The sequence below is a fragment of the Mesorhizobium sp. M1A.T.Ca.IN.004.03.1.1 genome, from assembly GCF_003997555.1.
GTDB lineage: Bacteria > Pseudomonadota > Alphaproteobacteria > Rhizobiales > Rhizobiaceae > Mesorhizobium.
This window is the reverse complement of sequence record NZ_RZTV01000256.1, coordinates 1-276: the sequence shown is the minus strand read 5'-3', so window position 1 is coordinate 276 and position 276 is coordinate 1. Positions and strand designations below refer to the sequence as shown.

General features: G+C 57.6%; 1 pseudogene. It reads left to right on the top strand.

Features of this window, described 5'->3' with window-relative positions:
* A pseudogene (locus EOD29_RS31595) lies at positions 1-237 on the top strand (glucuronosyltransferase); the annotation flags it as partial.
* Positions 238-276 lie beyond the last annotated feature (39 nt).

The window sequence follows — 276 nt, the reverse complement described above, 5'->3', positions numbered from 1 at the left end:
ATTGTCTTCAAGCTGAAGCCCGATGTCATCCTGTCGACGGGAGCAGCTCCAGGCCTGTTCTGCCTGTTGGCCGGCAGGCTCATGGGCAAGCGAACGATCTGGATCGATAGTGTCGCCAATGTCGAGAAACTCTCCTTATCGGGAAAATTGGCCGGCCATATTGCAACGCTCTGGCTCACGCAATGGCAACATCTCTCGCGGCCGGATGGCCCCCATTACGCAGGAGCTGTCCTTTGATCCTTGTCACCGTCGGAACGCAGCTGCCGTTTGATCGCC